General features: G+C 65.6%; 22 protein-coding genes and 1 tRNA gene. 12 read left to right on the forward strand and 11 right to left on the reverse strand.

Annotation, left to right across the window (positions count from 1 at the left end):
* Positions 1-66: 66 nt before the first annotated feature.
* From ribH to KF745_13970, 8 genes are all read left to right on the forward strand, one after another.
* Entirely contained in the window at positions 67-582 is a 516-nt protein-coding gene (gene ribH, locus KF745_13935) for a 6,7-dimethyl-8-ribityllumazine synthase (protein MBX3359516.1), read from the forward strand.
* A complete protein-coding gene (gene nusB / locus KF745_13940; GenBank protein MBX3359517.1) occupies positions 582-1,073 on the forward strand; it encodes a transcription antitermination factor NusB in 492 nt (163 codons plus the stop codon). The genes ribH and nusB overlap by 1 nt, the downstream gene beginning before the upstream one ends.
* Before the next feature lie 7 nt (positions 1,074-1,080).
* Entirely contained in the window at positions 1,081-2,049 is a 969-nt protein-coding gene (ftsY, locus tag KF745_13945; protein ID MBX3359518.1) for a signal recognition particle-docking protein FtsY, read from the forward strand.
* Between the two features lie 126 nt (positions 2,050-2,175).
* Complete coding sequence (locus KF745_13950; GenBank protein ID MBX3359519.1) at positions 2,176-3,387, forward strand: arginine N-succinyltransferase; 1,212 nt, start codon at positions 2,176-2,178, stop codon at positions 3,385-3,387.
* Positions 3,384-4,967: an aldehyde dehydrogenase family protein gene (locus KF745_13955; GenBank protein MBX3359520.1), complete on the forward strand. Its 1,584-nt coding sequence runs from the start codon at positions 3,384-3,386 to the stop codon at positions 4,965-4,967. The genes KF745_13950 and KF745_13955 overlap by 4 nt, the downstream gene beginning before the upstream one ends.
* Positions 4,968-5,007: 40 nt before the next feature.
* The gene (gene speB, locus KF745_13960) at positions 5,008-6,024 is read left to right on the forward strand and encodes an agmatinase (GenBank protein MBX3359521.1); all 1,017 of its coding nucleotides are present in this window, start codon (positions 5,008-5,010) and stop codon (positions 6,022-6,024) included.
* Positions 6,025-6,084: 60 nt separating this feature from the next.
* On the forward strand, positions 6,085-7,212 hold the full coding sequence (tilS, locus tag KF745_13965) for a tRNA lysidine(34) synthetase TilS (protein MBX3359522.1): 1,128 nt from the start codon (positions 6,085-6,087) through the stop codon (positions 7,210-7,212).
* A complete protein-coding gene (locus tag KF745_13970; protein MBX3359523.1) occupies positions 7,205-7,624 on the forward strand; it encodes a hypothetical protein in 420 nt (139 codons plus the stop codon). Before tilS ends, KF745_13970 begins: the two co-directional genes overlap by 8 nt.
* Here KF745_13970 and KF745_13975 read toward each other — a convergent pair.
* Both KF745_13975 and cyoE read right to left on the reverse strand, forming a co-directional pair.
* Positions 7,621-8,337: an SCO family protein gene (locus KF745_13975; GenBank protein ID MBX3359524.1), complete on the reverse strand. Its 717-nt coding sequence runs from the start codon at positions 8,335-8,337 to the stop codon at positions 7,621-7,623. The genes KF745_13970 and KF745_13975 overlap by 4 nt on opposite strands.
* A gap of 25 nt (positions 8,338-8,362) precedes the next feature.
* Positions 8,363-9,367 carry a heme o synthase gene (gene cyoE / locus KF745_13980; GenBank protein MBX3359525.1) on the reverse strand — a complete coding sequence of 335 codons (1,005 nt, stop codon included), beginning with the start codon at positions 9,365-9,367 and terminating at the stop codon, positions 8,363-8,365.
* A gap of 154 nt (positions 9,368-9,521) precedes the next feature.
* Between cyoE and KF745_13985 the strand changes: the two genes are divergently transcribed.
* Positions 9,522-9,595: transfer RNA gene (locus KF745_13985), tRNA-Arg, on the forward strand.
* Positions 9,596-9,610: 15 nt separating this feature from the next.
* Here KF745_13985 and KF745_13990 read toward each other — a convergent pair.
* From KF745_13990 to def, 3 genes are all read right to left on the reverse strand, one after another.
* Positions 9,611-10,066: a hypothetical protein gene (locus KF745_13990; GenBank protein MBX3359526.1), complete on the reverse strand. Its 456-nt coding sequence runs from the start codon at positions 10,064-10,066 to the stop codon at positions 9,611-9,613.
* Positions 10,067-10,188: 122 nt separating this feature from the next.
* A complete protein-coding gene (gene fmt / locus KF745_13995; GenBank protein ID MBX3359527.1) occupies positions 10,189-11,157 on the reverse strand; it encodes a methionyl-tRNA formyltransferase in 969 nt (322 codons plus the stop codon).
* 41 nt (positions 11,158-11,198) lie between these two features.
* A complete protein-coding gene (gene def / locus KF745_14000) occupies positions 11,199-11,759 on the reverse strand; it encodes a peptide deformylase (GenBank protein MBX3359528.1) in 561 nt (186 codons plus the stop codon).
* Positions 11,760-11,871: 112 nt separating this feature from the next.
* Between def and KF745_14005 the strand changes: the two genes are divergently transcribed.
* Together KF745_14005 and kdsB are read left to right on the forward strand one after the other, a co-directional pair.
* A complete protein-coding gene (locus KF745_14005; protein ID MBX3359529.1) occupies positions 11,872-13,374 on the forward strand; it encodes a hypothetical protein in 1,503 nt (500 codons plus the stop codon).
* A gap of 5 nt (positions 13,375-13,379) precedes the next feature.
* Positions 13,380-14,150: a 3-deoxy-manno-octulosonate cytidylyltransferase gene (kdsB, locus tag KF745_14010; GenBank protein ID MBX3359530.1), complete on the forward strand. Its 771-nt coding sequence runs from the start codon at positions 13,380-13,382 to the stop codon at positions 14,148-14,150.
* 3 nt (positions 14,151-14,153) lie between these two features.
* On the opposite strand, the gene KF745_14015 is transcribed toward kdsB, so the two are convergent.
* Both KF745_14015 and KF745_14020 read right to left on the reverse strand, forming a co-directional pair.
* Positions 14,154-17,447, reverse strand: a complete 3,294-nt coding sequence (locus tag KF745_14015) for a HEAT repeat domain-containing protein (protein MBX3359531.1) — start codon at positions 17,445-17,447, stop codon at positions 14,154-14,156.
* A complete protein-coding gene (locus tag KF745_14020) occupies positions 17,444-19,378 on the reverse strand; it encodes a M1 family metallopeptidase (GenBank protein MBX3359532.1) in 1,935 nt (644 codons plus the stop codon). The genes KF745_14015 and KF745_14020 overlap by 4 nt, the downstream gene beginning before the upstream one ends.
* A 183-nt stretch (positions 19,379-19,561) precedes the next feature.
* Between KF745_14020 and KF745_14025 the strand changes: the two genes are divergently transcribed.
* Positions 19,562-21,469: a CTP synthase gene (locus KF745_14025; protein ID MBX3359533.1), complete on the forward strand. Its 1,908-nt coding sequence runs from the start codon at positions 19,562-19,564 to the stop codon at positions 21,467-21,469.
* A gap of 78 nt (positions 21,470-21,547) precedes the next feature.
* Here KF745_14025 and KF745_14030 read toward each other — a convergent pair whose 3' ends face one another.
* The 4 genes from KF745_14030 to KF745_14045 form a co-directional block, all read right to left on the reverse strand.
* Entirely contained in the window at positions 21,548-21,721 is a 174-nt protein-coding gene (locus KF745_14030; GenBank protein ID MBX3359534.1) for a DUF1328 domain-containing protein, read from the reverse strand.
* Positions 21,722-21,778: 57 nt separating this feature from the next.
* Positions 21,779-21,880 (reverse strand): entericidin A/B family lipoprotein, encoded by a 102-nt coding sequence (locus tag KF745_14035; GenBank protein ID MBX3359535.1) that lies wholly within the window; start codon positions 21,878-21,880, stop codon positions 21,779-21,781.
* 153 nt (positions 21,881-22,033) lie between these two features.
* Entirely contained in the window at positions 22,034-22,273 is a 240-nt protein-coding gene (locus KF745_14040) for a hypothetical protein (GenBank protein ID MBX3359536.1), read from the reverse strand.
* 56 nt (positions 22,274-22,329) lie between these two features.
* On the reverse strand, positions 22,330-23,874 hold the full coding sequence (locus KF745_14045) for a PRC-barrel domain-containing protein (GenBank protein ID MBX3359537.1): 1,545 nt from the start codon (positions 23,872-23,874) through the stop codon (positions 22,330-22,332).
* Between the last annotated feature and the right edge of the window lie 364 nt (positions 23,875-24,238).

Below are 24,238 nucleotides of genomic sequence, written 5' to 3' on the forward strand. Positions count from 1 at the left end.
AAGCCCTACCGGACCCGTGCGGTGCCGCCTGAAGGCCACGCTCGATCCGTCTACCATCGACGGCGCATGCGACCCAACGGCAATAAACCAAGCCCATCTTCCGCGGCACGGCTGCCCCGGATCGCTGTGATCGTCTCTCGCTATCACAGCGACATTACCGGTCCCCTGTGCGAGGGCGCTCGGCGGTGCTATGCAAACGCCGGCGGCCGCCCCGGGCGACTGACCGTTGTCGAGGCTCCAGGAGCATTCGAACTGGTTTCGCTCTCGGCTGTCGCCGCGTCATCGGGCCAATTCGGCGGTGTTCTTGCGATCGGCTGCATCATCAAGGGCGAGACAAGCCATGATCGCTACATCGCCCAGGCAGTGTGCCAGGGCCTTGCACAAATCTCGGTCTCCACGCTCGTGCCGGTGGCGCTCGGTGTCCTCACGGTCGATACGCTCCGTCAGGCCCGCGACCGCGCCGGCGGCACCAAAGGAAACAAGGGGGAAGAAGCCATGGAAGCCCTGATCGCATCAATTCAAGCCGCAGCGTTGCTGCGGAAGCCGGCACGCCGGTCAATCACGGGCGGAGGGCGTCGCTGATGGCTACGTCCCGGGAAGTCCGGCGCCTCGCATTCCAGGCGCTCTTCCAACTCGATGCCAGGTGCCCCGGGCGCGGCGCCGCCGCGTCGGATGCCGAGCGTCACGCGGTCCGCGAATCTCTCGACGACTCAGAGGGATTCACTCCGGCCGAGCGTGACACGGCGATGTCCGTTGCCGTTCGTGCCTTTGCGGACCGCGAGGCCGCCGATGCGGCGACCCTCGAACTCGCCCCCACGTGGCCCGCCCACCGACAGGCAGCCGTTGATCGTGCACTGCTGCGGCTGGCCCACTATGAGATGACCCGCACCGAATCGCCGCCGAAAGTCGTCGTTAACGACACTGTCGAGATTGCCAAGGCCTTCAGCACCGACAAGTCTCCCGCGTTCATCAACGCGCTGCTCGACCGCATTCTGAAGCGGGTGCTCGGGTTGCCGGCCGCTCCGGTCGACGTGCCGGCGCCCCCGCCTCACGAGGGCGCGACGCCGGGCTGAGCATTCCATGTCGTTCTTCAAGTCCATCTCGAGCAAACTCAAGCAGGGCCTCGCCAAGACGAGGGACATCCTGCTCATGGATGTCAGGGACGTCATCCCTGTCGGCCGCAAGCTCGATGCGGCGCTGATCGATGAACTCCAGGCCCGCCTCCTGCGGGCCGACATCGGCGTCAAGACCACCGACCGCCTCATCGCCGACATCCGCGCCGACTACAAGGCCGGCAAGATGACCCGTGGCGAGGACGTGGTCGAGTACCTCAAGCGCGAACTCAAGGCCATGTGGCCCGAGGGGATGACCGCGTTCCAGGGTGTCTCCCCCGGCGGCGGCCCGCTTGTCGTGCTCGTCACCGGCATCAACGGCGCCGGCAAGACGACTTCCATCGCGAAGTTGTGCCATCTCTTCCGATCCCAAGGACGGACCGTTCTCCTTGCCGCCTGCGACACCTTCCGTGCCGGTGCCGTCCGCCAACTCGAGATCTGGGCCGAACGACTCTCCGTCGAGGTCGTCAAGGGCCAGCAGGGGGGCGACCCCGCGGCCGTCGCCTTCGACGCCTGTAAGGCGGCCCTGGCCCGCGGAGTCGATGTGCTCATCCTCGACACCGCCGGCCGCCTCCACACCCAGGATCCGTTGATGCGGCAACTCGCGAAGATCCGTCAGGTCGTCTCGAAGCAGATCCCCGGTGCGCCGCACGAGACGCTCCTCGTCCTCGACGCCACGACCGGCCAGAACGCGCTCCGCCAGGTAGACGAGTTCTCCAAGACCCTCCGCGACGGCGAGGCCGCCCTCCCCGGCGCTACCCCGGGCATCACCGGCATCTTCCTTGCCAAACTTGACGGCACCGCCAAGGGCGGCATCGTGATCGCGATCCGGGCTGAGTCCGCCGTCCCCGTGAAGTTCGTCGGCCTCGGCGAACGCCCCGAGGATGTGGAGCCCTTCGACCCCGCCGCGTTCATAGAGGCTATGTTCGCGGCCTAGACGGCCCGCGCTCCCGCATACCGGGGGTCGAACGTCCCATCTCGCAGCCGCCTCGTGGCACACCGACAACTCGACCGGGCATCTGCCGATACGACCCTACAGTGCCGTGAGCCCGGAGGGTCCCCCTTGTTTGTTTTGCGTCGAGCCAAGATCGAGGACATTCCGACCCTGCTGAAGCTGGCCAAAATGGTCCACTTCATCAATCTGCCCGCCGACAAGGACATCATCGCCGACAAGGTGACTACCTCGCGCCGCAGCTTCCTCACCGCCACCCAGAGGCGACGTGCCGAGGCCGACGGCCGCTCGCTTTCCGACCTGCCCGTCACCCCCCCCGAGACGCGCCCCGACCGCCAGGGCGGCGAATCCGCCAACGGCCTCGCAGCCATCACCACCCGGTCCGACCTCTTCATGTTCGTCCTGGAGGACACCGAGAGCGGCGGCATCCTTGGCACCAGCCAGATCATCTCCCGCATGGGCGGCCCCGGCGCTCCGAACGTCTTCTTCCAGCTCGAACGCCGAGAGTTCTTCTCCCGCACGCTTCAGCAGGGCGGCACCCACGTCGTCGCCAAGCTCGTCCTTGACGAGACCGGACCGACCGAGATCGGCGGCCTGATCCTCCAGCCCTCCTACCGCGGCCACAAGATGAAACTCGGCCGCTTCCTCTCACTCGCCCGGTTTCATTTCATCGGCCTCCACCGCGGGATGTTCTCCGACCGCGTCCTCGCCGAGATGATGGCCCCGATCACCCCCGATGGCCGCAGCACGCTCTGGGAGTACCTCGGCCGCCGGTTCATCAACCTCACGTACGACGAGGCTGACCGCTTCTGCCAGTACAGCAAGGAGTTCATGACCTCCCTGCTGCCGCGTGAGGAGATCTACCTCACCCTCCTCCCACCCGAAGCGCGCAGCGTCGTCGGCGAGGTCGGTCCTGAGACCCTCCCCGCTCGTCGCATGCTTGAACGCCTCGGGTTCACGTGCAAAGACAGGATCGACCCGTTCGACGGCGGACCCAACCTCGACGTCGCGACCGACGACATCCCGCTGGTCAGGGATACCCGCCGAGCGAAGGTCGGACCGCCGATCGCCGTGAGCGAATCAACCCGTTTCGGAATGGTCAGTCGCCTCGACGAGGATGGTGAGTTTCGAGCGATGGAGATCCCGTTCGAGGACGGTCGCGGCGGCGCCATTCGAATCGCCAAGTCCGCGATGAAGCTCCTACAGATCGCCGAGGGCTCCGAGGTCGGTGTTACCCCTACTCCGCACCCGCTGCGACCCGTCGAGGGAAGTGGCCGCCGCCCCATCAAGGAAGGACGACGCGCCCGCCGGAGTCGGTCATGACCCAGCCGCACCACCCGTCGCTCCAACGCCCCGCGGCAGACCTGATCGGCGGCGAGTGGATCCTCCTCGATCCCCCGCCTGCCAACCCCGACGGCGCCGGCTCGGTCACTTCCTGGAACCCAGCCCATCCCGGCGAGCCGATCTGGTCAGCGAGCACTCGCGGTGAACACCCCGACCGCGCGATCGCCGCGGCCCGGGCCGCCCTCCCAACATGGATCCACGCCGGTCGCGACCGCCGGTTCGCCGTCCTCCGGCGCTACCAGGAGATATGCCGAGCCCGGGAACGCCAGATCGCGGAACTCATCCGCGACGAGGTCGGCAAGGTCATGTGGGAGGCACGGGCCGAGGCGGTAGCGCTCGCCGGCAAGGTCGATATCACGCTCGATCAGTCGCCGACATCCGGCCTGGCCCGGACCACCGACTGGGAGATCCCACTGGCCCCGAGCCGGACCGGCCGAACGCTCTTCCGGCCGCACGGCGTCATGGCGGTCATCGGCCCCTTCAACTTCCCGGCGCACCTTCCCAACGGCCACATCGTCCCCGCGCTGGCGATGGGAAACACCATCATCCTCAAGCCCAGCGACAAGGCCCCGGCTGTCGGACAACTCATTGGGGAGCTGTTCCAAGAGGCGTTGCACCAGGAGGGCTTCCCCGACGGGGTCGTCAACGTGGTGCAGGGTGGGGCCGACATCGCCGCGGCCATCGTCCAGCACGACGGCATCGATGGAATCCTCTTCACCGGATCCTGGCCCGTTGGCCGGCGCATTCTCCAGGCCAGCCTCGACCGGCCCGGTCGCATCGCGGCCTTGGAGATGGGCGGTAACAACGCCGCCGTGGTCCTGCCGGACGCCGACCTGCGGCAGGCCGCCATCGAGATTGTCCGATCGGCGTTCAACACCGCCGGACAGCGATGCACCTGCACCCGCCGCGCCGTGCTCCACCGCGACATCGCTCCGGCGATGATCGCCGCGATCTGCAAGGCCGCGACCCAGTTAATCATCGGCGACCCCCGCGCGGAGTACCCGATGTTCATGGGCCCGGTCATCTCCAGTCACGCCCGGGATGGCATCCTCGGTGCGGTCGCCGAGTTCTCGAAGTCCGGCGGCGAGGTGCTCGTGGAGGGCTCCCAGGTGGAGGTCCAGGGCGCCAGGGGGTGGTTCGTCTCCCCATCGGTGGTCCGGGTGGACCGCTTTCTCCCATCAGACGGCTCCGACGCCGGTTGCGATGTCGAGGTCTTCGGTCCGGTCCTGCGGATCTGCATCGTTGACTCCCTCGATGCCGCCATCGCCCAGGCCAACGCGACCCGCTTCGGCCTCGCCGCATCAATCTTCACGACGAACCAGGCCTCCGCCGAGCGATTCCTCGCAGAGGCCCGCGCTGGCTGCATCAACGTGAACACCGGGACCGCCGGCGCCAGCAGCAAACTCCCCTTCGGCGGTCTTGGCCTGTCGGGCAACCACCGCCCCGCGGGCTCATTCTCGCTGGACTACTGCGCCTATCCCGTTGCCGCGATGGTTGAATCCGGCTCCGCCGCGACGATCCCCGAGGGCATGCGATTTGATGACGCTTGGCTTGGCTGACGCCGCGTCAGACCCGGCCTTGAACCGTTACACTCGCGTCATGCCAGGCAAGACCATCCTCCCCGATCCTCGCCAGTCGCCGCGATACTCCGGTCTGTGCACATTCTGTCGCTACCCAAGGCTCGCCGACGTCGCTCCGGAGAACTCCCCCGTCGACTGGGCGATCTACGGCGTTCCGTTCGATGGCGGCGTGACCTACCGCCCGGGCGCCAGGTTCGGACCGCGATCAATCCGGGAGGAGAGCCAGTACGTCAAGAGATACTCAATCGAGCACGACGTCGATGTGTGCAGTGTCCTGAGCCTTGCAGACGCCGGCGATGCTCCCGTCCGCCCCTTCTCCTGCGGCGAGAACGCGCGGGCTGTCCACGAGTTCGCCATGGGTCTTGGCAAACCCTCCTCCACGCGGCTCTTTGCCGTCGGGGGCGACCATTCCATCGCCTACGCCAACATCAAGGCAACCTGGGAACGCCGCGGCAAGCCCGCTGGCGGTCTCCCTCTGATTCACTTCGACAGCCACCTCGACACGGTCGACTCGACGATGGGCGAGTCCTGGTCCCACGCATCGCCCTTTATCCGGGCCATCCAGGACGGGCTCGTCGACCCCGGCCGGATGATCTCCCTCGGCATCAAGGGCCCGCTGAACACCGCCTCCGATCTCGACTTTGCCCGCCGCCACGGGATCACCATGGTCACCCACGGCGACTATGCGAGAGAGGGCGCCTCGCGGCTCGACGACTTCGTGCGGTCGCTGGCTGGTGCGGAGGCCTATCTCACGTTCGATATCGATTGCGTCGACCCGGCCTACGCGCCGGGGACGGGCACGCCGAGCGTCGGCGGATTCACCTCCGCAGAAGCACTCGCCCTCATCAGAGGTCTGCGAGGCGCGAACATCGTCGGGGCGGATGTTGTTGAAGTCCTCCCCGATCGAGATGTCAGCGGTATAACCGCCCTGCTCGCGGCCCACGTTATCTTCGAGGTACTCTGCCTAGACGCGGTCCGAAGGACGAATGACTCCCAGCCCGCCGGGAGGCAGCACCGTTCTGCATCAAAAAGCTAGCGACTCGTTCCGGCCTCAGGTGTGGGCATCGGTCCTGACACGCATTCCTAGACTTCTGGCGTGATCAGGCCACGCATTGCCAACTCGCAACTCCGCGCGCTCCGGCGGCACCCCGTCGCGGCGGCCATTCTCCGGTCGTGGCGTCGGCTGACCACGAGCGGCCCACGAGCCGGTCCGGGGTCGTCCACGCTCATCGCCTGTTCCGGTGGAGCCGATTCCTCCGCCCTGGCAATCGCACTTGCGGCCGGCGCTGCACCCGGCATCTCTCTGGCGGTGGCCCACATTGTCCACGACCTCCGCCCGCAGGAGCAGGCCTTGGCCGACCGCGACGCCGCCATGGGACTTGCTGCCCGTCTCGGCGTTCAGTTTGTCGAGTCCCGGGTCAGCGTGTCGAGCGAGCGAAAGATCTGGCGCAGTGGTCGTCACATCTCGTCAAAGGGAAACCCCGAAGCAATCGCCCGCCGTCTCCGCTATACCGAGCTCGCCCGGCTCGCCAGCGATCTCGGCCTCGCTTTCGTCGCGACGGGCCACCAGGCCGACGACCAGGTCGAAACTGTGATCATGGGGCTGCTGCGCGGTGCTGGACCTGCCGGGATGGCCGGGGTTGCCGACGCCCGATCCATCGGTGATGGCGCCTTTGAGACCGCGGTTATCCGTCCGATGCTCGGAGTCTCGCACGCCCACGCAATCACCCTGTGCCGGGACGCCGGAGTTTCATGGGCCGAAGACGAGACAAACGCCGACACGTCGCGTCTCCGCGCCGGTGTACGGCACACCGTCTCACCGGCCTTGTACGCACTCCGCCCAACCGCGGCCCTGCGTATGGCACGCACCGCAAGGCTGATGCGAGATATCGATGGCCTCATCAGCGATCTCGCGTCGAGCCTGATCGATGTCGCCACGGTTCAGCCGCCCGACGGACCGCCCGAGGAACTTACCTGGCCACGCGACAGCCTCCGACCCGTGCGTCCGGTGGTGCTCACGAGCCTCTTCCACCGGGCCGCCCGTCTCATCCGCGACGACATCGGCCGGGACCGCCTGAATGGCCGGCTCATTGATCCCGTTGTTCTCGCCATCAAGTCCGAGTGCACCGATTCGAAGGCGTATCTTTGGCCGGGCGTCAACATCCAAGTCACGGCGCATCGCGTAAGCATGCGGCGACGAGACAGGTCAATGAACAATGACTGAACCATCCCAGCCAATCAACGTGCTCCTTGTTGGCCACTGCGGACCCGATGCCTACCTCCTCAAGCACGCTGTGGAGCGTGCAATCCCCGGTGTGAGCGTCTCGTGGGCGAACGATGATGAGTCGCTCGCTTCTGCGTCGAGTGACTCCCATCTGGTCCTGGTCAACCGCGTCCTGGATGGTTCCTTCTCCGCGGCTACGGGCCACGACATCGTGCGCACCCTGGTTTCGGCGAGCGGGCAGCGTGCAACGGTCATGCTCGTAAGTAATCTGGCGGAGGCTCAGGCCGCCGCCGTCGCGGCCGGTGCCCACCCCGGAATCGGAAAAGCCGACGTCAACTCGGAGCAGTCCCAGTCTCGGCTCCGCGAGGCCGCCGCCCGTGCAGCGCAGGCTCGCGGCAGCACCCAGTCCTAGGGGCGGGCCGTCTGTGCCGTCGCCCCCCGCAACCGAGTTGCCAGCGCCCTGGCCCGAGCTCCGAGCGCCCGGATCGCTTCCTCGTCCCGGAAGTAGTACATTGCAAGCACGTTCCCCTCGGGTCCCACCAGCAGCAGCTTCGACGGATGAACGATGTTGGCCATCGAGGTCCCATCGCTCAGCGTCACCGGGACCGAAGCATCCTCCTTGATCGCGAACTTCAGTCCCGATCTCAGCATGTCCCATACCGCGCGCTTTTCGCCGCGGAGGAACTGCCACCGCGTCAGGTCGGCCCCGAATGTCTGGGCGAACTCCTTCAGCCGCTCCGGCGTGTCATGATCCGGGTCAACGCTGATGCTCATGATCTGCACCGGCGTCCCCTTCAGCTGATCAACAAGCCCCGCCGTTACCCCGGTCATTTCCGGGCAGATGAGCGGGCAGTTCGTGAAGATGAAGTTGATAATCGTGACGCGCCCCTTCAAGGCCTCCTGCGTCACCCCTTCGCCATCCTGGTTCACAAAGGAGAACGGCGGGATCACGATGTCCTCGAAGTTCGGATCAGCCGCCCCGGGGTCGTCGGACCCAATCGAAGCACTGCTCACCGCTCCAGGTACCGCAGCGGATCCCCGGCTTCGGAGCACCGACAGCGTCAGCACCGAAGTCACCAGCACCGCCCCCACGATCCCGATAGCGACAAGCAACGTTCGTCCCATGGCTCCGCATCCCCGATGCTTCATCCTAGAACGTTCGGAAGATCGCATCCGCCACCATCGCCGCCAGGATGACGGGCAGATGGATGATGGATCCAAAGAACACCCGCCGGGCATCCTCGCGCGTCCGCGTTCGCCTGAGCCGCACGGCCACCGCGATGAACCCAAGCCCCGTCAGCACGGCCGCAGCCACATACCCAGCGCCCAGGCGCTCGGGCATCAGCAGCGCCGGCGCCAACGTCGCCGGCAGCAGCGTGACCGACCACAGCAGGATCACCGAGGCCGTTGCCCGCCCATCCGCGTCTGCCATCGGCAGCATCCGATACCCGCCCTTCGCATAGTCATCCCGGTACATCCACGCGATCGCGAGGAAGTGGGGGACCTGCCACACGAGCATCAACACAAAGAGCGACCACCCCCCGGCATTCGCCGCGAGGTCCCCCAGAATCCAGCCCCCGTGAGTTGATGCGGCGGTCCAGCCGATCAGCGGGGGCAGCGCCCCAGGGACCGCTCCGATCAGGGTCGCCAGCGAAGTGATCGGCTTCAGCGGCGTGTAGAGCAGCACGTACGACAGAATCGTCGCCAGCGATACGACCGCAGGCACTGCGCCACACATCGCCCACAGCACGGCGACTCCCAGCACGCACAACACCAAGCCCAGCCCCAACGCTCCGGCCTTACTCACACGTCCCTGGGGCAGCGGCCGATGGGCCGTCCGAGGCATCATGGCATCCCGCCGCCACTCCCACCACTGGTTGAGGGCACTCGCCCCCGCGGCCGACATCACCGTTCCGACCAACGCCCCGGACGCGATCCAGGCCAACTCTCCCAGCGGCCATCCCGGTCGCCCCAGTGCCGCCATCACGAACCCGACGCCGGACGTAATCGTCACCAGGCGAGTAATCCGCGGCTTGGTCAGCTCGATGTACGAGGCGACCATGCCCGGCGACTCGATCGAGCCCGGCCCCGCGCCGAGGGTGCGACCGCCACCGGCACGGTCAACGGCGGGGGCGATCGAGGTGGATGCAGTCATTCGGGTCCGGGTCCAAAGTGGGAGAATCCAATCCTTGCCGGCAGGCTGGTCGCCGGCTACTGGAAAAGCGAAGCCATTCCTGCCTGGCAAGAATAACTCCCTTCCGCTCGCACGCTGTCCGGGGCCGTCCCCAAACGCCATAGAGTCGGGTGGAGTCCCGGTAGCTCAGCTGGATAGAGCAGCCGCCTTCTAAGCGGCAGGTCGTGCGTTCGAATCGCACCCGGGACGTTCCGGTCCCTGAGTTCACTCGGCATTAGAGCGAGCCCTTGGTCGGGGCCTGCGCTGCACGTAGGGCGCGAGTTCGGTGGGAATCGCTTTGAGCCCGCGACGTCGCGCTTTCGCGATCGCGTAGTGCAGCGAGTCGTACATGCGGTTCGTCACGCTCTCGGTGACATTGAGCCCGTGCGCCTGCATCTGCTCCAGCGACCACCGCCACGCGTGGTACTCTTCCAGGCAGCGCGGCTTGTACACGTTGAACCCGATCGCGTGATGTCCGATCTCGTGCAGAAAGACCGCCGCCGACATCGGCCCCTTCGGCTTTGGAGCCTCGATCAGACGAGACACCGTGCCATCGACGTAGGTCACGCACCACGCGACCCCGCTCATCGACGACCGCCACCGCCTGACCCGCACGCCGTATTGCTGCAGCATCGCACGCGCAACGTCGTCGTACTTGGCCTGCATCGACGGGCGACTCACTCGGGGGGCGCTGCGGCGTATCGCCAGAGGCCTCTTCGGGGACGCCACGGGCGTTTGGCGGACCCCCAGCCTGCGTGCGATTGGCGCGAGCAAGTCCCAGAGCGTCGGACCAGATTGCGCCATCAGTCATGCCCCCCGGGCTCGAACTCGGAGAACCGGTCCCCAGCGTTCAACGTCCTTCCTCGCGCATAATCCGCCCAAGCCATTGGCCGCTTTCCGGGTGGCTGCACTTCAAGCAGCGCCAGCATGGTTCCGTCTCCGCAGGCAACGACCCCTCCAGCCGGGTCGATCAACGCCCCAGGCGCCTGGGGCGATGTGCCACCAACGGTTCTGACCCGAAGCACTTTCAGCAGTCTCCCTTCACAAAGCACCGTTACTCCCGGCCACGGAGTCAACGCGTGCACCTGGCGACGGCAGAAGTCGGCCGGAAGGTCGAACCTCATCGAACCGTCCCGCTTTGACAACTTGTTGGCAAGGGTCACTCGCGAGTTGTCCTGCACCTCCCCCTCCGGCTCCAGGCCGGCCCGGAAACGCGGGACTGCACGCTCCAGGACGCTCTGTACGAGAGCCGGTCCGTCCGCCGCGAGCAGATCGTGGAGCTCCCCCGCCGTCATTGACGGCTCGATCGACCGCCGCGTCTGCCCCAGTACAAGCCCGGCATCCATCCTCTCTGCCAGCGTAATCACGGAGTTCCCGGTCTCCGCGTCCCCAGCCAGGATCGCCGCGTTGATTGGCGCCGCCCCACGCCATCGTGGCAGGAGCGAGGCGTGCAGGTTCACCGCCATCACCCCTTCGAGCAGAGCCCGCCCGAGTTTCTGCCCGAATGCGATGACCACCCACGCGTCGGCCGCCACTCCGATGTCGCGGATCCGCGCCGCCACGCTTGCCTCGTTCACACGCTCCGGCTTGATCAGCGGAACCCCGGGCAGGTTCCGGGCGGCCCATTCCGCAATCGGAGTTGGCGTGGGCTTACCGCCCCGACCGGCCGGACGATCTGGTTGAGTGACCACTCCCAGAATCTCGTGGCGGGCCGCGAGCGATTCAAGGGTGGGGAGGCCGAAGGCACCGGAACCAAAGTACATCAGCCGCATTCGGATGGAAGGTAGTCGCCCCTCGGGCTTGACGCCATGGCTCATGCCCGCTTCGCGCTTCTCTCCAGTTCACGGATGTGTGACCGGTTCTTCAGCCGCGACATCTGGGTCATCCGATCCAGGATCAGCACACCGTCCAGGTGGTCCATCTCGTGCTGGAAGCACCTGCCCAGCAGCCCGGCGGCAGTAAGGCTGAATCGTTCGCCATCCAGGTCCGTGGCAGTGATGGAGACCACAGCCGGTCTGAATACGTCGCCGGTCACTTCGGGCAGGGACAAGCAACCCTCCGCCAGCGGCTCCAACGGCCCCGGGTGATGCGTGAGCACCGGGTTCACAAAGACCTGTGGCAGCACGCTCGCCGTCGGCGGGTCTGCACTCGCGGATCGATCCTCCCCCTCGGGAACGTGCGCCACAAACATCCGCCAGGCGAGCCCCACCTGGGGAGCGGCAAGGCCGACCCCCTCCGCCTCGTGCATCAACTCGATCATCCGCCGGGCCACCGCTCGCACTTCGTCGTTGACGGCCGGAACCTCAGCGGCTTTGCGGCGAAGAATCGGGTCCGGGTACTCAACGATGTACAACGATTCCGGGTCGACGGGCATCGGCCTAGTTTAGGCTCATTCACGGCATTGATTGGCGTTAGCGTCCGGGCTTCGATAGGATGATCATTCCGCCGACCGGCGGGCGTCGGCCCTTTGGCCAAGGAGTCAACTGTTGGGTCTGTTCTCGAGGAAACCCGCGGCGGAAAACGGCGCCACCCCACCCGAGGCCGCGCCCAGCGGCGCCCAGCCGGAGTACTCGCCCGAAAAGGCGGTCAAGTTCTTCGAGCGGGCACGGACGGTTCACGACACCACCAACTACGAGTACGCCATGCAACTCTGGTTGCAGGGCCTGCGCTTTCAGCCGACCAACATCGAGTCCATGACCGGCTTCTTTGAGTCTGCAGCGGCCTTTTTGCAGACCGGCGCCAAGCGCCCGAGCAAGGAGGTCGTCCGAGAGTTCTCCGGCCGCACCGACATCGACCGCTTCCTCGCTGCCCTTCTCGCCTGGGGCACCAATCCGTCCAATGGCGCTGCCGCGGTCACCGCCACCACCACCGCAGGAAACCTCGGGCTTGTCGAGAGTGTGGTGTGGCTCGGCGAGCGAGCCATCGCCGCCGCGGGCCGCGAGAAGAAGCCGAACAAGAGGCAGTTTCTCCAGCTCTTCGAGACCCTCGGCAAGTTCGGGGCCTACGAGAAGGCGGTCATGGCCGGCGAGATCGCCGTCAGGCTCGATCCGACGGACTCAAGACTTGCCGCCGATGTGCGCAACATGGCAGCCCAGCAGACCATGAGCAAGGGCGGGTACACCGATACTGGCAAGGAGGGCGGATTCCGCGCCAACATCCGCGACAGCGAAAAGCAGAAGCGGCTTGAAGAAGAAGAGCGGGCCGTCAAGACCGAGGAGACGCTCGACCGTCTCGTCGCCGTCGCCAAGGAGGAGTACGAAGCCCGGCCGATGGACAAGCCGTCGATCAAGCGGTATGTCGACCGTCTCCGCGAGCGGGGAACACGCGACGACATCAAGGCTGCCCTCGATACCCTGAGCCAGGCGTACAAGCAGACCCAGGACTTCCGGTTTCGCCAGGAAGCCGGCGACATCCAGCTCAGAATCCTGCGACGCCGACTCGCCACGATGCAGGCCGAGGCCGCCAAGGACGGCTCCCCCGAGGCAAAGGCGACGTTCGAAAAGGCCAGGGATGAACTGGCGACCCGCGAGATCGAGGAGTTCAAGCTCCGCGCCCAGGCGTATCCCACCGACCTCCCGATCAAGTTCGAGCTCGGACGCCGGCTGTTTGATGCCGGCCGCTTCGAGGAGTCCATCGGGCTGTTCCAGGAGGCCAAGGCCGACGGCAAGAACCGGGCACGGGCGCTCCAGTACCTCGGTATGGCGTTTCAGCGAATTGGCTGGCACGACGAGGCGATTGCTACGTTCCACCAGGCCCTTGAGGGATTGGGATCGACCGTGGCCGCGGACAGCGACGCTGGCCTGGATCTTCGGTACGGTCTGATGTGCTCCCTGCAGGCCCGCGCCGAGGAGCAGGGGGATCCTGCTTCAGCCGAAGAGGCGTACAAGCTTGCCTCCGCGATTGCCATCCAGCAGATCAGTTACCGCGATATCCGCACCCGCAAGGACGACCTCAAGGCTCTGGTCGGCAAGATCAAGCAGGGGGGCTGACGCCCATGACCGCGACTGGTGAGCGGGCTGTGGCCATCGTCCCCGCCCGCATGGCGTCGACCCGCTTCCCCGGCAAGGTCCTTGCGGCGCAGACCGGCCGACCGCTGGTCCAGCACGTCGTTGAGCGGGCGAGGCTCGCCGGGTCGGTCTCGAGGGTGGTGGTCGCGGCGGATGACGCACGCATCCGGGACGCCCTGGTCCCCCTCGGTACCGAAGTCGTGATGACCAGGCCGGATCATCCAAACGGAACAAGCCGCCTTGCCGAGGCCGCCAGCAGGCTCTCGCTTGCCGCCGACACGCTTATTGTGAACGCTCAGGGCGATGAGCCCGAAATCGAGCCATCGATCATCGATCAGACCGTCGCGGCCCTCGTTCGGGCCCCAGGCGCCGTGATCGGCACCGCGGCCGTCCCCTTCGCGACGGGCGAGGACACCGGCGACCCTACCGCGGTCAAGGTCGTATGCGACCTTCGAGGCCACGCCATGTATTTTTCCCGCTCGCCGATCCCCATGGACCGTGACCGTCGGGGGGGGCCGGATGCGACCGCGTTGCGTCACATCGGTCTCTATGTCTACCGCAAGAGTTTCCTCGATATCTACGGCACACTCGCGGAGACCCCGCTCGAGCGCTGCGAGTCCCTGGAGCAACTCCGAGTGCTGCAGCACGGCTACGCCATCCAGGTGGCGATCTGCGAGGGCGCTGCCACACGACGAGGGATCGACACTCCTGAGCAGTATGCCGAGTTTGTCGCCCGATGGCGATCCTCGCGCTCGTAGCAGCTACTGCCCGGGCCCACGCTCCCGGATCGTCGTTCGGAGCTCGGCTTCGTCCTCGAGTTCCCCCGGTCTGGGGGTGATCCTGAGCGATAGGTTTGCGTCACGCCCGATCTTCAAGGCGAGCACTCCCAGTTCGTCGCCCGACATGGTCCCCGTGATCATCGCCCGGTTCGACATCGTCGTGCGGACGACTGGCACGGCCACCACGTCCCCGCCCGATGCAATCGCAAGCCGGCGGCCGATGTTCTCCTTCGTGAGCACGCCGAACATCGCGGCTCCGCGCGCGTCGAAATCCACCCCGACGCCGGCTTCACTCTTCTCCGCGGCGTCCGCCGGAACCACGGCGGCCTGGATGACGCCCCATTCGCCAGTACCCGAGTCCATCGACCGAGCCGCATCGTCGAAGCACAGCAGGTACAACTCTCCACCCGACCGCTCCACGATCAAGTCCTGTCCGAGGAAGAACGCAGCAGGATCGGCCGCCAGCGATTCCTCGGCCTCAGGGCCTTTCGCAAACGTCGCGGCGATGGGAAACCGAATCCAGCGCACACGCCTGTCGCGCGGTGCGGCCGGGGTGCTTCGCGCAGCCGGAGCAGGCTCCAAGGCTGGCTCTGCCGGTGGCGTGGCGTGCCCGGGCTTCTCGGTCGCGTGTACCTTCGCCCGAAGGTCCGAGAGGGCCCGGCCGGCATCAAATCGGGCCACCTCGCTCGACGCGGAGGCGATGAACGCCTCCAGGATCTCAACTCCGCGAGGGTCGCCCAAGGTGGCAATGCCCTCCCCCGCCGCCCGTGCCGATCGCTGCTCGTCGTCCCGTAGGAGATCTGCCAGTACGCGCAGCGTCTGGTCAGGGTCGTGGTGCCCGAGTGCGGCGAGTGTGCGGATCGCGGTCGGTCGCGTGCGGCTGAGCGTTCCCGGTGCACAATACCGAAGCGCCGCCGCGTACCCCTCCGCGCGGTCCATCGCTCCCAGAGCATCCAGCGCGGCTTGCCGGATCTGGTCGTCCTGCGATTCGACGGCGGCGGCATCAATGACCAGCGGCAGAGCATCCAACACGCGCATCGAGCCCAACCCCGCAACGGCCGCGCTCCGCACCCCGTACGAAGGGTCGCCCCGAAGCCGCGATTCGAGGATCGTCGCCACCTGCCGCCCGATCGCGCCTTCGGGATCACCCCTGCCGAGTGATGCCAACTCTTCGACGATCGTCCGACGCACCCGCGCGTCGCTCGGCCACCCCCCGGCCAGCGCAGCAAGCTGATCCCACGCCTTGAGTTGCCCCAGCGCCCTGACCGCCGCCGTGCGGAGCGAGTGGTACGTCGCGGTGTTCCCGGCAATCTCTGCGATGGCCTCGATCGTCCCCAGCGGCGCGGCGTTGGGCCCGAGCGTGCGAAGCGCGTCGAGGGCCTGCAGCTTCGAGGCAAGCGAGGGGCCGCCCTTGAGTTGCTTCAGCCAGCACACCGCCGGCTGGGAGATCTTCCAGTCGGCCATCACATCCATGTCCGGATCGGTCGCCACGAACTCGGGCGCGGAGTCCAGTTTGAGATCCAGCGAGGCTGCTCGGTCAGCGGTCCTGAGGCGAGCCGTGTGCACCCGGCCCGATCCTTCTCCGGGAAGCCTGACGAAAAAGGGCACTTCGATATCAAACGCGGGGTTCCACCCGTCGATCGGCTGGGTCTGCTCCAACGACAGCCGCAGTGTCCCTGTGCTTTCTTCCCAGGTCGCCCCCACCGTGACCACCGGGACGCCCGGTCGGAAGCACCATTGCTCGAAGAACTGCTGAAGCCCCAGCCCCGAGGCCGCCTCCATCGCCTTCCGCAGATCCGCTGTCTCAACAGTCGATCCACGGCTCCTCGCGACGTAGAGGGACAGACCGCGAAAGAACGCCTCGTCGCCGAGCTGGCGGCGCAGCATGTGCAGGACCGAGGCCCCCTTCGAATACGGGTTGGCCGCGCGACGGAACGTCTCCCATGGGTGCGTGTACACCCTGCTGCACATCGCCGCCTGCTCTGGCGCTTCGGCGTGGTCCACGCCAATCACCGAATGCATGTTGGCCCACACTCCCGCCTGGTATGCATCGATCCCATCGCGATGCTCAAACCAGAGGTGGCTGAAGTACGTCGCGAACCCCTCGTTGAGCCAGATGTGCTCCCACGAGTTGCACGTCAGCAGGTCCCCGAACCACTGGTGGGCCAGCTCATGCGAGATCAGCCCGTCCAGGTCGCCGTCCAGCAATGCGACCGAATCCAGGATCGCTGTGTCGTACATCGTCGTTGCCGACGTGTTCTCCATGCCCCCGGCGCCGAAGTTGTGCACGATCACCTGTGCATACTTGTCCCATGGATACGGCTGCGAGGTTCGTCTCTCGAACAGTCGCACCATTTCTGGTGTGCGTCCGTACGTCTGCTGGATCTGATCCCCTTTGCCCAGGGGCGCGTACACCGGCATCGGCATGGCCGTGTCCGAGACGTCGACCACGTCGAACTTCCCCACCACCAGCGACACCAGGTAGGGCACATGCGGCTGTGACTGAAGCCAGTGGAATGTGCGCAGGTTGCTCGCCAGACCTCCGGCGACCGGCTGCAGGCCCTCCGGCAGTGCCGAGGCCTCGAATGCCCCCTCCGACACCAGGCGGCCGTTGGAACAGGCGACAAACCCCGACGGCACGGTCACGAACATCTCCGTCGACATCCTCACGTTGGGAAAGTCGTGGCACGGGAACCAGTAGTGGTTTGATTCCGGCTGCCCCTGCGAGTGCAGCTGTGCCGGGCGCCCCGGCCAGGTGGAGGACTCCGGAGTCCATACCAACCCCTCGGCCGGCGCGATCAACGAGTAGACCACCACCAGCCGCACGCCGCGTCCGGCCGGGATCGGCGGAGAGAACCTGAGATCAAGCGATTCTCCGGTGTGTGCAAACTCCACAGCGGTTCCGGATGGTTCCTCCAGCATCACGGACCGGATCGCCATGCTCTCCGGCGGTCCGGCCCTGAGCGGCAGCCTTGCCAGCGCCTCGCCCACGGGGCTGAATCGCAGCGTGCACGCCGCATCCAGCCGCTTCACGTTCATGTCCGGGATGACCACGTGCAGCGTCATCCGTTCATAGGCCACAAGCGGGTCCGGCGGGTAGTTCAGCAACGAGCGGCCGCTTGCCGGGTCGAACGCGATCGACGCCTGCACCGCGGCCGACTTCGCCTCATGGCACGCATGCTCTCCGTTCTCACCGCCTGCCGCGGCCGTCTTGCCTACCGCACCAAGCACGCCGACGACCAGGGCAACGAGCACGAGCGGGGCACATCGGATCATGGGATCTCTCTCGAAGCGGGCTCCACCAACAGTTGTCTCGCATCCGCCAGGGCATCCGGAAGGCTCCCGGGCTCTACTTCCAAGGTCGAAGCGAACTCCTGGATCGCCATCCTGGCCGCCTCGCGCAGCGACTCGGCTGCTTGCACCCGCGCGAACAACGTCGGGCCGGTCATGACTTGGTCAATCCACCAGGAGATCCCGGGGGCGAGCGGCGTCCGGATCTTTGACTCGCACATCACGCTCAAGTCCGGATCGACGATTACCTTGTTGGGTCGTTGTGCAAGCGTGAACGACGCCGTCGTCATCGTCTCGGACACGTCAACAGACACTGTCGTCGTTCTGCCCTCCCCCAGGTCGATCAGCACGGGTAACGAGAAGGCAAATGCAGGGCTCTCCTCGCTGATCTTCTGCGTCTGCTCGACCGAGATCTTCAGCGAGCTATCTGCCTCGTCCCATGCGAGGTCAACCTGCAGGCGTGGCAGGTCCGGCCGGTACGCGAACTGTTGGAAGTACTTTTCCAGGCTCCGCCCCGATTCCTGCTCCATGCAGCGACGGAAATCGTCCGTCTCGTTCTGCTCGAACCGCCGCGTGTGTACATACCGCCGCACCCCAGCCCAGAACACATCATCCCCGAGATCCATCCTCAGGGTGTGCAGGAACCACCCCCCCTTTGCGTACACCACCGCGGGATCAAAGCGAGAGTCCGGGTCGCGGTACACATTGTTCACGATGCGGCCGCGGACGCTCGGGAACCCGCGGCGGCTCGCGATCCGGGCCTGCGCCGCATCCCCCATGATCGCCCGCTGGTACCCGATCTTTCCTCGCTTGTGCTCGGCCCACAGAGCCTCGCCGAACGTCGCCCACCCCTCACCCAGCCACAGGTGCTCCCACGACTTGTAGCCGCACAGATCGCCGAACCACTGGTGCACCAGCTCATGGGCGTTCGTTCCCTCAACCATGCTCCTGGGACCAGTTGCACCGAACGCGGCAAACGTGGTGCACGACGTGTTCTCCATGGCGCCCGCCGAAAAGTCGCGGCAGATGACGTTTGCGTACTTGTCCCACGGGTACGGCTCGTCGAATAGCTTCTCGAAGTAAGCCACCATGTCCGCGGTGTTGCCAAAGTTCCGCCGGAGGATGTCCGCGGACCCGAGGGGGCCGTACACCGGGAGCCACAGCCCGGGCCGCGCCGAGTTCTGTCCGCCGACATCAATCACATCGAACTTTCCCACGATCAGTGTGATCAGGTACGACGCGTGCGGCTTGTCCTGCAGCCAATGGAAGGTCGACCGCCCGTCCGTGTGGCGCCCGATCGACACGAGCCGCCCGTTCGAAACTGCCCGGAACCCCCCTGGCACTGTTGCCACGATCTCCGATGTCATTCTCGCGTTTGGAAAGTCATGAATCGGTAGCCACAGGTGGTTCGATTCCGGCTGACCCTGAGTATGGCACATCGGGTCCAGTTCGGGCGTGTCCATGTCGTCGGGAGAAAACGTCATCCCGGCCCCGCCTCCGCCAGGCTTCTCCGCCGTGTAGTCGATCACGACCGTTCCCCGCTCCCCCAGCGACAGCGACCGCCCGAACTCGATGTCCAGCGTGTGCCTTCCCTTGGTGAACGCAACCGGCACCCCGTTCAGACTCACCGCGGAGATCGTCAACCCCGGACCGGCATCGAGGGTCAGAGCCGACCTCGCCCACCCTAGTGGAGCGATGGTCAGCGTCTCCTTGGCCGTGAACTGGGCCCGAGACATGTCGGGTATCTCGATGTCCAACCGCACGTGCTGGAACTCGAACAGCACATCCGGTGGATACACCCCGCGGTCCTGGCCGGTCTTCGGATCAATCCGGGGATCGGTCTGTCCCCACGACGGCGCCACGCCACCAATCACGACAGCCAGCGCCATCGCGGCTGAACGGAATCTGAATCGCATCAAGCGGGGTCTCCAGGCAGGGGCGGGTGCGGGACCAAAGGTGGCAGGACAGGCGATACCCACGGGAGTTGGGGGAGGAGCCAGAGTGTACTCGTACTCGGATCCTTCGTGGAAGGTGCACGGTCTGTTCACACGGCAGCCACCCCCGGTCGATTTGCCTCCTCCGGCGCAATACGATCCGCCATGCACCAGCTCAGTGTCGGCGGGCCTGAGAAACGATGGCTTGATGCGGTCAGACCATCGGAATCGGGCGGCGGCGCGACTCGTGCCCGCGAGGGCGTGGCCGACATGCTGGCCAACCTCACCAATCAATCGGTCAATACCGAGTTCTTTTCACCCGTCCCTGACGGCTACAAGCCCGGTCGGACAAAGTACGTTGCTGTCTTTGGCACGGTCATGTCCGGTCTTGGGAAGGGCATCTTCGCCTCAAGCCTTGCAAAGCTTCTGAAGGACAAGGGCCTCTCCGTTGCCCCGATGAAGCTCGAGGGCTACCTCAACATCGACGCAGGAACCCTCAACCCATACCGCCACGGCGAGGTCTTCGTGCTCGATGACGGCACCGAGTGCGACATGGACCTGGGCACCTACGAGCGGATGCTCGATCAGAACCTTACCCGCCGCAACTTCACGACCTCGGGTCAGATCTTCTCTTGCATCCTCGAGCGCGAGCGGCATGGCGCCTACCTGGGCCGCGATGTCCAGTGGATCCCCCATGTCACCGGCGAGGTCAAACGCCGCCTCCGCGAGCTCGCTCTCAAGGGCGACGGCAACAAGCCATCCGATGTCGTTTTCGTCGAGGTCGGCGGCACCGTCGGCGACTACGAGAACGGCTTCTACATCGAGGCGCTCCGCGAACTGGCCTTTGAGGAGGGCGAGAACGCCGTCTGCTTCGTCGCGCTCACCTATGTCATCAAGCCGCAGACGCTCGGCGAGCAGAAGAGCAAAGCCGCCCAGCTCGGCATCAAGCGCCTCATGGAGGCGGGCATTCAGCCGCACATCATCGCCTGCCGTGCCACCGAGCCGATCGGCGAGGGTGTCGCCCAGAAGATCGCGATGTTCAGCAATGTCCCGATGCGGCGTATGTTCTCCATGCACGACCGCAGCAGCATCTACACCATTCCCGACGAGATGCGGCAGGAGGGGCTCGACAGGGAGATCCTCTCCATTCTCGATCTCCACGACCGCGTCAATGCCAAGGCCGAGGACCGCGCCCGCGACCAGTGGCTCGGCTTTGTCCGCCGCCTCGCCGCTCCCCGTTCCCACAGCGTGTCCATCGGCATTACGGGCAAGTACATGGGCCTCCGCGACGCCTACGCCTCGATCGACAAGGCGATCGAGCACTGCGGGGCGCACCTCAACTGCGACGTCGACCTCAAGTGGATCGAGACCACAGACATCACCGATGCCAATAGTGCCGCCCGCCTCGATGGTCTTGATGGCGTCATCGTCCCCGGTGGCTTCGGCTCCCGCGGTGTCGAGGGGAAGATCTCCTGCGTGAAGCATTGTCGCGAGAACGGCGTCCCGTTCCTCGGTATCTGTCTCGGCTTTCAGATGGCAGTGATCGAGTTTGCCCGCGGCGTCCTCGGCTTTGCCGACGCCAACTCCACTGAGTTCGCCCCGAACTGTCAGTACCCTGTCATCAGCGAACTCCCAGACCAGAAGAAGATCGAGAACCTCGGCGGCTCCATGCGTCTCGGCGGACAAGATGTCGACCTCCGCTCCGCTACCCTCGCATCGATGCTGTACGACGGCAAGACACGCTGCCGCGAGCGATTCCGCCACCGCTACGAGGTCGAGCCCCGATTCATCGAGCAACTCGAGGCTGGCGGCCTCGTATTCTCCGGGCGCCATCCCGCTCACCCCATCATGCAGATCCTCGAACTCCCTCCCCCCGGCCAGCCCCACGGCCACCCTTTCTTCCTCGCCGGCCAGTTCCATCCCGAACTCACAAGCCGACCCCTCAAGCCCCAGCCCATGTTTATGGGCCTTGTCGCCGCCGCTATCCGCCGACGAAATGCCGGCGATCACGGCCTCGACACCGCTGTGTTGCGGTGGCTCCGCAAGGGGTCCGGCCAGCCCGCGCAGGTCTGATTCTGCGCCCCCCCGCCTCGCTCAAAGCGGCCCCCATGTCGGTGGACGTGGGGGCCGGAGGCTAACGCTCGCAGCGACTCACGCCGAGCGGCCCTTGCTCAGCAGCCCGCTGATGAGCGCCACCAGGAACATGACCAAGAAGACAAAGAACAGAATCTGCGCGATGCTCGCAGCGCCCGCGGCGATGCCGCCGAATCCGAAGACCGCTGCGATGATCGCGATGATGAAGAAGACCAGGGCGTAATACAGCATTGGGAGCCTCCTGTCTGGGGATGACCGGCAGTAGCCGGACACCCTCGGTGGCGTGGGTCAGTCCTTCGCGTCCTGCGCCGATTGCTCGATTCCATTGCCGAGGCTCTTCACGTCCTTGCCAAAGCCCTCGGTCGTGTTGCACGAGCACAGAAACAGCATCGCCAGTACGGCCGCCAAGAGCCCGACCGCCCGCGATGAGGTCTGCTGCGACGTGATGATTCGGGTCATCGAGGAACTCCTTGGCTGGAAACGGTTGTGGGGATGAGCGGGATACCTGCTGGCCCATCCCGTTGGCAGCCAGTCCGGGGTGCACTAGGTTCCCGCGCCGCCGGGCGATCTTGATGGAACAAGGCCGAGGCGGATCAGGAGGTTCATGGCTTCGACCAGTTCGAACTGGGTGAACACCGCACCGCGGAGCATCCCCGAACTCGGTGTTCCGCCGTCGATACACATGCGGATAAAACGCTTCCCGGACTCGGACCGCATCGCGATCAGCAGCTGATCGGCGGCGTCAAAGAGCCGCCGAGTATCGACTGTGGTTCGATGTGTCATGGGCGAGTCTCCTGTTCTTGAACGCTGAGTACCGTTGGGGCACCCCAGCATCTGTCCTATTCCCGGTCCCAGGATGGAGTATTGCTGGAATCAATGAGGACGATGTGGTCGCCGTTGACGTCAATGGTCCTGGCGATCCAGTAGGGCTTCCCGTTGATCGTGGTCTGGTAGACGTCAGAGGAGATCACGGCGCCCTTGTCGCACTTGATCGGCTGGTTGTCCATGTACCACGCTGGGCCGAGCAGAACGACCTGCTCGCCGGTGGTCGTCTTGAGGGTGAGGGCTTTGGCGGGACGCACGCCTTCCCCAAGATCTACAGAATGGACATTCGAAACGGTTCCGGAGATCTTGGTCGCCGAGCCGCGATCGATCGCCCTGAGAACTGGGCCTTGTGTGGACCATGCGTCCTCACCGAGTGCCGCTGCGGTCGGCGGAGCGGGCGGCAGGGGTTCAAACCGTGGCGGAGCGACGTCGTACGCCTTGTACACGGACCCGGCGGACGAGTTCAAAGATACGAGATCGGTCGGTGTCTCCATGCTTGAAAGGATCATCTCCTTTGAAGCGTCCAGGCGAATGCCGCCATCGCTTCCGACCGAGGCAACCGCCCACGGCACGAGCCGCTTGGTGTCGGCGATGCCGAGGAAGTTCTCGTTCGGATCAATCGAAAGAAAGGCCAGGTCTCCAGAGGTGCGCTCAAAGATCACATCGTGCACCGTGCCGCACTGCTTGCCTCGGCAGGTGACGCTCTTGCCCTGCAGATCGCTCGCAAGGAGGAGCCGCGTCGGACTTGTCGATGCGGCCGACGAGTCGACGTGCCACAACGGCTTCGCGTTGTTGTCCCGAAGGCGGAGGTCCTTGCCGTTGGCACTGAGCCGAGTTGCCACGCTGCGGTGATCGGGGTCCCGTGGCAGTGCCATGGTGTCGATGACCACGCTGTCCCCTCGCATGGGAGCGATCTCGCTGCTGTTGACAAACCATGTCGGACCGAGCGCAATCTCTCTATTCGCGCCCTCGTCGGTCGCGACGACAACAAGCACCTGCTCGCCTACCCCGCTGAGCCGTTCACGCCGGACGGACGTGATCGTTCCTTGGACGCGCGCGGTGCTGGGATTGTCGAGACTACCGGCGTATGGATCGCGGGAGTCCGACTCCTTCGCCAGCGTGCCCGAAACCTTGCTCCACGTCTGAGGGGTGAACTCGGGGAACTTCTCCAACTGCTCCGCCGTCGCTGACAGCAGCAGGTTCTGGTCCTTGCCGGAGTCCCAGCGGAACGAGTTCACGGGTATCGCGATCTCTCGACCGCCCAGGCCGAGAACGCCGCCGGTTTTGACGACGATGTGCTCGATACGCCCGGACCCGCGGTCGATAACTAGGTTCGAGACGTCGGCGATCACCTCTCCGTTGTCATTGACGACAGAACGCGAGTTGACCCAGTCGGCGGACCTGAAGTCCGCGTTCGTCATGCGGTTTGGATCCTGCTGACGGGACTCGTGCGGTGTTGCCCGCGGCGGGTCAGTTGCCGGCTGGACGCTGAGCGCCATGCCCGCACAAGCAAGGATAAGGCCGGCAACTGTAACGTGGATCGTCGTGCTGCAGTTCATCTTTGTGCTCCTTCGTTGATGTGGGCCAAGGCAAAGAACACCTGCGCAGGGCAACGCTTAGTGTGGCACGGCTGTTCCGACGCTTTCAGAATCGGGCCTCTCGGTGATGCCGCGCCTCGTGGAATAGTGGGGCGGACCAGTGGGTTGTGCGAGTGGAGGTAGCCGCGGTGCTCGGTGCGGCCGCGGAGATCCCGTCCTTCGCAACTGAACGCAGTTCTCAGAACGGCGACGCGCCGCCGTCACTGAGTGATGTAGCCATGAACAGGAGTCGCTCATGGACCTGCGAACGTTCGCGTCAATCGTGGCCGGCATGTCGGGCACGGCCCTTGCGCAATCAGTGCCCTTTGATCACCTGCCGATTGAT

The organism is Phycisphaeraceae bacterium (genome assembly GCA_019636655.1).
In the GTDB taxonomy this organism is placed as follows: domain Bacteria; phylum Planctomycetota; class Phycisphaerae; order Phycisphaerales; family UBA1924; genus JAHBXB01.

Coding starts and splice junctions, on each gene's coding strand:
- ribH (MBX3359516.1), top strand. CDS start 67: ATGCGACCCAACGGCAATAAACCAAGCCCATCTTCCGCGGCACGGCTG.
- nusB (MBX3359517.1), top strand. CDS start 582: ATGGCTACGTCCCGGGAAGTCCGGCGCCTCGCATTCCAGGCGCTCTTC.
- ftsY (MBX3359518.1), top strand. CDS start 1,081: ATGTCGTTCTTCAAGTCCATCTCGAGCAAACTCAAGCAGGGCCTCGCC.
- KF745_13955 (MBX3359520.1), top strand. CDS start 3,384: ATGACCCAGCCGCACCACCCGTCGCTCCAACGCCCCGCGGCAGACCTG.
- speB (MBX3359521.1), top strand. CDS start 5,008: ATGCCAGGCAAGACCATCCTCCCCGATCCTCGCCAGTCGCCGCGATAC.
- KF745_13970 (MBX3359523.1), top strand. CDS start 7,205: ATGACTGAACCATCCCAGCCAATCAACGTGCTCCTTGTTGGCCACTGC.
- KF745_13975 (MBX3359524.1), bottom strand. CDS start 8,337: ATGGGACGAACGTTGCTTGTCGCTATCGGGATCGTGGGGGCGGTGCTG.
- cyoE (MBX3359525.1), bottom strand. CDS start 9,367: ATGACTGCATCCACCTCGATCGCCCCCGCCGTTGACCGTGCCGGTGGC.
- fmt (MBX3359527.1), bottom strand. CDS start 11,157: ATGCGGCTGATGTACTTTGGTTCCGGTGCCTTCGGCCTCCCCACCCTT.
- def (MBX3359528.1), bottom strand. CDS start 11,759: ATGCCCGTCGACCCGGAATCGTTGTACATCGTTGAGTACCCGGACCCG.
- kdsB (MBX3359530.1), top strand. CDS start 13,380: ATGACCGCGACTGGTGAGCGGGCTGTGGCCATCGTCCCCGCCCGCATG.
- KF745_14015 (MBX3359531.1), bottom strand. CDS start 17,447: ATGATCCGATGTGCCCCGCTCGTGCTCGTTGCCCTGGTCGTCGGCGTG.
- KF745_14020 (MBX3359532.1), bottom strand. CDS start 19,378: ATGCGATTCAGATTCCGTTCAGCCGCGATGGCGCTGGCTGTCGTGATT.
- KF745_14025 (MBX3359533.1), top strand. CDS start 19,562: ATGCACCAGCTCAGTGTCGGCGGGCCTGAGAAACGATGGCTTGATGCG.
- KF745_14030 (MBX3359534.1), bottom strand. CDS start 21,721: ATGCTGTATTACGCCCTGGTCTTCTTCATCATCGCGATCATCGCAGCG.
- KF745_14035 (MBX3359535.1), bottom strand. CDS start 21,880: ATGCTGTTTCTGTGCTCGTGCAACACGACCGAGGGCTTTGGCAAGGAC.
- KF745_14040 (MBX3359536.1), bottom strand. CDS start 22,273: ATGACACATCGAACCACAGTCGATACTCGGCGGCTCTTTGACGCCGCC.
- KF745_14045 (MBX3359537.1), bottom strand. CDS start 23,874: ATGAACTGCAGCACGACGATCCACGTTACAGTTGCCGGCCTTATCCTT.